This window comes from Spirillospora sp. NPDC049652 (assembly GCF_040675125.1).
Lineage (GTDB): Bacteria > Actinomycetota > Actinomycetes > Streptosporangiales > Streptosporangiaceae > Spirillospora.
Map to the genome: position 1 here is coordinate 1 of NZ_JBFAOF010000393.1, position 6,205 is coordinate 6,205.

The following is a 6,205-nucleotide window of genomic DNA, read 5'->3' on the forward strand; positions in this document are numbered from 1 at the left end:
CCCCGTGCCGCCGACCAAGCACGGGGTTCCGGCCGGTCAGCGGGGCCAGCCGCTCCACGGCCGGCCACTGGGACGGAGCGGGCAGGTTGATCACCAGGTCGGCCGGGGCGGCGAGGTTGTGCGCGCTCTGCCCGTCCCGTCCGAGGCCGAGGACGACCGTGTGCCCGAGGGCCCAGGCGGACGAGATCGGGGCGAGGTTGAACGAGCCGTCCGGGTTCTCCGTCGACAGGAGCACCACCGGCGTCCCGAAGTACAGGATGCTCGGCTCGATCTCCACGTGGGCGACCGCGGCTTCGGACGGCGGGATCTTGGAGGGCGCTGAGTTCATGGCCGGGAGCCTAGGATCAGGTCGTCTCGACGGCCGTCGAAGTGTCGCGGGCGACAGGCGGCCGGGCAAGCGCACACCACACCCCGCACGCCAGGCACCGCGTGTCGGACCGACGTTACCGACTCGCGGGCACGGGCGGACGGTGTCGGTTTCTCCGGCGCGGGTCAGTGGGTGGTGCTGTCGGCGAAGTCGTGGATGATCCGCCAGACGGCGGCGGGCTGCTCTTCCTGGGAGAAGTGTCCGGCGTCGCGCACTGTCGCGGTGGTCAGGCTCTTCACTCCGGCGTCGCGGAAGCCGCGGGCGTAGGCGTCGATGTCGCCGCCTTCGCGGTCGCCGCGCACGTACAGCAGCGGGGTGTCGACGGGGCCCGCCTCGGCGAACGCGACATTGTCCCGGGCGTCCTGAGAGAAGGCGCGATACAGGTCGAAGCCCGCGGTGAGCGCTTCCCGGCTGCCGTAGGCGGCGGCGTGCGCCGCGCGCGCTTCGGCGGAGATCCGGCTGGGGTCAGCGGACAGCACGTCGTAGAAGTAGTCGAAGTATTCGGCCTGGCGTCCGTGGACGAGGGTCTCCGGCAGGCCCGGAACGCCGTGCAGGCCGAAATGCCAGATGTACGGGTTGCGCAGCACCTGGTTCCACGGGTCGACGCCGGGGATGACGGTGTTCATGATGACGACGCGCTCGACGTCGTCGAAGTGCCGCAGGTAGGCGTAGGCGGCCATGCCTCCGGCGTCGTGGCCGACGAGCGTGACACCGGTGAGGCCGAGCCGCTGCACCAGCGCGTGGACCGTCTCAGCCAGTTTGAGCTTGGACCCGGCTGGTGCCGCTCCCCCGGCATCAGCTTCGCCCTCGGATCCGGTTTCGGCCGCGCGCCTGGAGTCGCCGATGCCGGGCAGGTCGATCGCGATGATCCGAGCGTCCGGGCGGACGGTGGCGGCGGCCTCCATGACGCCCAGCCACGCCCGCCACGACTCCGGCCAGCCGTGCAGGAACAGGAACGGCCGTCCCTCGGGCGCGCCCGACTCCGCGACGTGCAGGACCAGGTCGCCGATCGGGACGGTGGAGTGTCGAACCTTAATAGACATGAAGCATGTCTATCAAACGACATGTGTCATGTCTATTGGATAGGCTGACGGTATGAGCGGTGACGACGACCGGCCCGCCTACGAGCGCGGCACCGGTTTCCTGCTGGCGCGTCTGGGGGCGCTGACGGCGCGCTCATGGACGGCGTTCCTCACCGAGCACCGCCTCACCCAGGGGCAGTACACCGTGCTCGTGGCCCTGAAGGAGCACGGGCCGGTGGGGCAGCGGCGGCTGGCCGAGCTGGTCGCCATGGACGCGCGCAACATCGTGCTCGTCCTCGACTCGCTGGCCGCCGCCGATCTCGTGGAACGGCGCCCGGACGACACCGACCGCCGGCGCCGCATCGTCACCCTGACCGGCCAGGGAAGCGCCCTGCTGGAGACCGTCGCCGACGCGGCGGCCGCCGAACAGGAGCGGTTCCTCGACGCTCTGGACGCCGACGATCGCGACCGGCTCAACCGGCTGCTGCAACGCCTCTACGACTCCCACGTCCCCGCCAGTCCATAGGGCCGTGTTTGCAGGCCCAGCGACTATGCGTCGGACGAGCCTGGATAGACCCAGATGACGCAGTCGTGCCACGTGTCGCGTTACGCCTCCGCGCTCCCCTGGGCTCGCGCGTACCCCAGGTAGGTGACGATCGGCTTGCCGTCCGGCTCGAGCACGAAGCCCGTCATGCCGGGGATCGCCTCATCGTCGATCTTCCCCTTCCGGCGCGCGACGGTGGCCCGGACCAGGTCCAGGACGTTCGAGGGCTTGAAGGAGCAGACGTCCTCGTTGCGCAGCCCGTGCGCGGCGAGAACGGCCGCGATCTCCTCCGGAGGCCGCAACCGGGCGGCGGAGTAGCGGCCCGGAGGCATGATCCGGGTGAACGGCAGCGCCTGGAACGCGCCCAGGTAGATCAGCCGGGAGACGGGCGTGCGGTTGACGGTGTCGTAGAACAGGACGCCGTCCGGGCGCAGCAGCCTGGCCGCGTGCGCGACGACCCGGTCGAGGTCGTCGGTGATCTCGAAGGTGTCGGCGTAGAAGACGAGGTCGAAGGACGCGTCGGCGAGCCCGGGATCCTCGGCGGGCGCGGTCGCGTACTCGACCGGTTCCCCGCCCGCCGACCGCGCCAGGTCGGTCGCCTCCGGGGAGGGGTCGAGCGCGACGACGTCCAGGCCGAGCCGGGCCAGGCCACGGGCGAGCAGCCCCCGTCCCGAGCCCACGACCAGGGCGGTCCGCCCGGGCGGGTCGATCCCGAGCCGGCTCAGCACCGCGCTCACGTACTCCAGCCGGACGTCCTGGAACGTCAGGGCGCGGATGTGGCGGCCGTCGATGGCCCCGGCCGCGCGCGAGTCGAGTTCGATGGTCGGTCCCATGGCACTCCTCCTGCTGAGTTCCCTTAGGAAACCTGACCTTAGTCCCCTTAGGGAACTCAGGTACGCTCGGGGGGTGACCAGGACCCCGCTCACCGACGTCGCGTGCTCGATCGCGCGCGCCACCGACCTGTTCGCGGACGCGTGGACGGCGCTCATCATGCGGGACGTCCTGGTGGGCGTGAACCGGTTCGACGACCTGGCCCGCGACCTCGGCATCTCGCGCAAGGTCCTGGCCGCCCGGCTGGCCCGCCTGGCCGAGGAGGGCGTCCTGGTCCGCGAGCGCTACCAGGAGCACCCTCCCCGCGAGCACTACCTGGCCACGCAGAAGGGCAGGGAGCTGTATCCCGTCCTGCTCGCGCTGATGCGGTGGGGCGACCGCTGGTACGGGGAGGCCGGGCCCCCGGTGCGCATCCGCCACCTGGACTGCGGACACGACACCGAGGCCGTCACCACGTGCGCCCACTGCGGTGACGAGCTCACCGCCGACAACACCACCCAGCTGCCCGGCCCGGGCGGCCGCATCGGTCCCGGCACCCAGGTCCTCGGCCCGCTCATCGCCGCCCGCGAACCGCAGAAGTCCAGGCAGGGGACGGCTACTGGGCCGGGGCGAACAGCTTCCGTGTCTTCAGGGCCATCCACTCCCCCGCGATGACGGCTGGGGGCTGCTGCCCGCCGGGGACCAGCGGCGGCATCGGCTCGACGACGGCGTCGTGGTTGGGCTGGAAGAAGAACGGGACGGACAGGCGGGAGGACGCGTCCGCCCGCTCCGGGTTGACGACCCGGTGCATGGTCGAGACCCACCGGCCGCCGGTCCACAGGGCCATCAGGTCGCCGATGTTGATCACGAAGCCGCCGGGGACGGCGCGGACCTCCTGCCAGGTGTCCTCCCCCTGGAGCACCTGGAGTCCTCCGGTGTCGTCCTGCTGATGGAGGACGGTCAGCCCGCCGAAGTCGGTGTGGGCGCCCCGGCGGAGCTGGCCCGGCAGCGGCTCGTCCACCTGGGGGTAGTAGAAGTTGGCGACGAGCGAGGAGACGTGCCGGTCGAACTTGTCGTCGAAGTGGCCTTCGTCCAGTCCCAGGGCGCGGGCGCAGAGGCGCAGCAGGTCGGTGGCCAGGGCGTGCATCGCCGCCATGTACTCCTGCCAGGTCTCCTTGAAGCCCGCCGGCTCTTCGGGCCACAGGTTGGCCAGTTTCCAGGTCGCCCAGTAGTCGCCGAGCGCCTCGCGCTCCCGGTCGCCGAGTTCCCCGGTGACGTGTGCGCCGAAGGATTCGCAGAGGTCGGGAGGTGTCCTTCGGTCGAGGCTCTGGGCTGTGGTGCCGCCGGACCTGCGGAATCCGGAGAACCCCGGCCGGTGCGCGACCCGCTCCTTCTCGGCGTCGGGCAGCGTGAAGAACGCGGTGGTCACCGCGTGCATCCGGCCGATGAGCTCCTCGGGAACCCCATGGCCGACGATGACGAAGAAGCCCGACATCCGGCAGGCCTTGCCGATCGCCTCGGCAAGCGCGGCACGGCCGGACGCGTCGTGCCGGATGGAGAGGTCGATGACCGGTACGTATCCGTCGACCATCGTGACCGAGTTCGAGGTCATGGTGCCTCCGTTGCGGAGCGTTCCGTCGGCTGACGGGACGGTGCGGAAGGGGAGCGAGCGGGCGGCCCGCGCCCGCTCGGGTCGCTCTTCAGGACCCATGACTCTCAGTGTTCCGTTGAACCGATTCCGGAAGCTTTCGACGCTCACGGCCTCAACAGCCAGCCGAAACCGACCACCAACCCTCAAGTCCGCGGTCAGGGCTCATGAGCGAAAGGCCGCTTCCGACCGCACCGCCAGGAGGCCGGTGCCAATGACCTGCGGCGAAATCGGGGTGCCCTGGAGGGGGTGCCCTGGCGTCAGTTCGGCTCGGGGGTGTCGTCGGGGGGCACCTCGGTGTAGAGGACCTCGCGGCCCTGTTCGGCGGCGCGCAGGAGCGCTTCGCTGACGAAGTCGAGGAAGCGGGCGGCGTTCTCCAGGCGGGTCGCGGCCGGGGTGCCGGGGCCGAGGATGGCGACGCCCTGCTTGGCGGTCGCGATGAACTGGTCGTTGGTCCGGGCGCTGCGGACCATCGACTGGTACCAGAGGTCGTCGTCGACGACGTACCGCTCGCGGCGGCGGTCGTCGCGTTCCCGGCGGACCAGTTCCAGGCTCTCCAGGAAGGTGATCGCCTTGGAGATGGACGCCGGGCTGACCTGGAGGCGCTGGGCGAGTTCGGCGGCGGTGAGGCTGCCGGTGTCGGTGGTGTAGAGGCAGCCCAGCACCCGGGCCATCATCTTGGGCAGGCCCGAGACCATGAAGACGGTGGTGAGGGTCTCCTGGTAGTCGCGCACGGCCTCGGCGTCGCGTCCGTAGGGCTGCGGGGTCACCTGCGCGCCGCGGGGCGCGGCCTGCCCGCGCCGGTGGGTGCGCTGCTGGGTGGCACGGTGGGCCAGGTCGGCGCGGTAGCCGCTGGGGCCGCCGTTCCGCGCCACCTCGCGGGTGATCGTGGAGGTCGGGCGGTCGAGCCGGCGGGCGATCTCGGCGTAGGCCAGCCCGTCGGCCAGCCCGACCGCGATCTGCTGGCGCTCCTGCTGGGTGAGTCTGCCTCCCGGCATCGCGACCCCCTTCGTCCCCCGCGCGCCCACCGGGCCGCTCACTGTCTCCCGAACGCGTCGAGCATAGCGTTCGCCCTCGATTGATTGCAACGGACGGCGTCTCCGCGTTGCGTTAAATCCGAGGCCGTTGCAATGATTGTTGCGCTTTTACCTGCGTTGATGCTGCTCATCGGCAAAGAACTAGTTGCAGTGATTCGGAAAGCAACGTAGCTTTTCCAGTGTCAGAAACAATTGGCCGACGCCCCGGCAAGGGAGAGCACGATGCACAGGTTCGACACCCCCGCCCCGATCTCCGCCGTCCTCCACGTCCCGGCGGGACGGGTCCAGCTCATCGCCGCGCACCGGTCCGACACCGCGGTCGAGATCCTCCCCGCCAAGGCGTCGAAGGGGCGCGACGTCAAGGCGGCCGAGCAGACCGCGGTCGAATACGCCGACGGCGTCCTGCGCATCCGGACTCCCGAGAAGAACCAGTACTTCGGCCCGTCGGGGGCCATCGAGGTCACGGTCAAGCTGCCCGTCGGCTCCCGCGTCGAGGCCAAGGCCGCCGCCACCGAGCTCCGGGGCGTGGGCCGCCTCGGCGACGTCGTCTTCGACGGCGCGTACCGCCGGATCAAGCTGGACGAGGCCGCGAGCGTCCACCTCACCGCGGTCGACGGCGACGTCGAGGTGGGACGGCTGGGCGGTCCCGCGGAGATCAGCACCACCCGGGGCGACATCACCGTCGCCGAGGCGAAGGGCGGCAAGGTCGTCCTGCGCACCCAGAGCGGCGACATCTCGGTCGGCGCGGCCACGGGCGTCTCCGCGACGCTGGACGCC

At 70.9% G+C, this 6,205-nt stretch carries 7 protein-coding genes and 1 pseudogene; 3 read left to right on the forward strand and 5 right to left on the reverse strand.

Annotation, left to right across the window (positions count from 1 at the left end; translation table 11 throughout):
• Window positions 1–328: pseudogene (locus AB0J52_RS23070) on the reverse strand (hypothetical protein); the annotation flags it as partial.
• Window positions 329–492: 164 nt separating this feature from the next.
• Complete coding sequence (locus AB0J52_RS23075; RefSeq protein ID WP_500184024.1) at window positions 493–1,410, reverse strand: alpha/beta fold hydrolase; 918 nt, start codon at window positions 1,408–1,410, stop codon at window positions 493–495.
• 52 nt (window positions 1,411–1,462) lie between these two features.
• Here AB0J52_RS23075 and AB0J52_RS23080 point away from each other — a divergent pair, with 52 nt between their 5' ends.
• A complete protein-coding gene (locus AB0J52_RS23080) occupies window positions 1,463–1,915 on the forward strand; it encodes a MarR family winged helix-turn-helix transcriptional regulator (RefSeq protein WP_500184026.1) in 453 nt (150 codons plus the stop codon).
• A gap of 80 nt (window positions 1,916–1,995) precedes the next feature.
• On the opposite strand, the gene AB0J52_RS23085 is transcribed toward AB0J52_RS23080, so the two are convergent.
• Complete coding sequence (locus tag AB0J52_RS23085; protein WP_500184028.1) at window positions 1,996–2,766, reverse strand: class I SAM-dependent methyltransferase; 771 nt, start codon at window positions 2,764–2,766, stop codon at window positions 1,996–1,998.
• 73 nt (window positions 2,767–2,839) lie between these two features.
• On the opposite strand from AB0J52_RS23085, the gene AB0J52_RS23090 reads away from it, so the two are divergent.
• Window positions 2,840–3,418 carry a winged helix-turn-helix transcriptional regulator gene (locus AB0J52_RS23090; protein WP_500184031.1) on the forward strand — a complete coding sequence of 193 codons (579 nt, stop codon included), beginning with the start codon at window positions 2,840–2,842 and terminating at the stop codon, window positions 3,416–3,418.
• Here AB0J52_RS23090 and AB0J52_RS23095 read toward each other — a convergent pair.
• Together AB0J52_RS23095 and AB0J52_RS23100 are read right to left on the reverse strand one after the other, a co-directional pair.
• Window positions 3,360–4,355, reverse strand: a complete 996-nt coding sequence (locus tag AB0J52_RS23095) for an isopenicillin N synthase family dioxygenase (protein ID WP_500184032.1) — start codon at window positions 4,353–4,355, stop codon at window positions 3,360–3,362. The genes AB0J52_RS23090 and AB0J52_RS23095 overlap by 59 nt on opposite strands.
• A gap of 296 nt (window positions 4,356–4,651) precedes the next feature.
• The gene (locus AB0J52_RS23100) at window positions 4,652–5,389 is read right to left on the reverse strand and encodes a GbsR/MarR family transcriptional regulator (RefSeq protein ID WP_500184033.1); all 738 of its coding nucleotides are present in this window, start codon (window positions 5,387–5,389) and stop codon (window positions 4,652–4,654) included.
• A gap of 261 nt (window positions 5,390–5,650) precedes the next feature.
• Between AB0J52_RS23100 and AB0J52_RS23105 the strand changes: the two genes are divergently transcribed.
• Window positions 5,651–6,205, forward strand: a 555-nt coding sequence (locus AB0J52_RS23105; RefSeq protein ID WP_500184034.1) for a DUF4097 family beta strand repeat-containing protein, incomplete at its 3' end; no start/stop codon positions are given.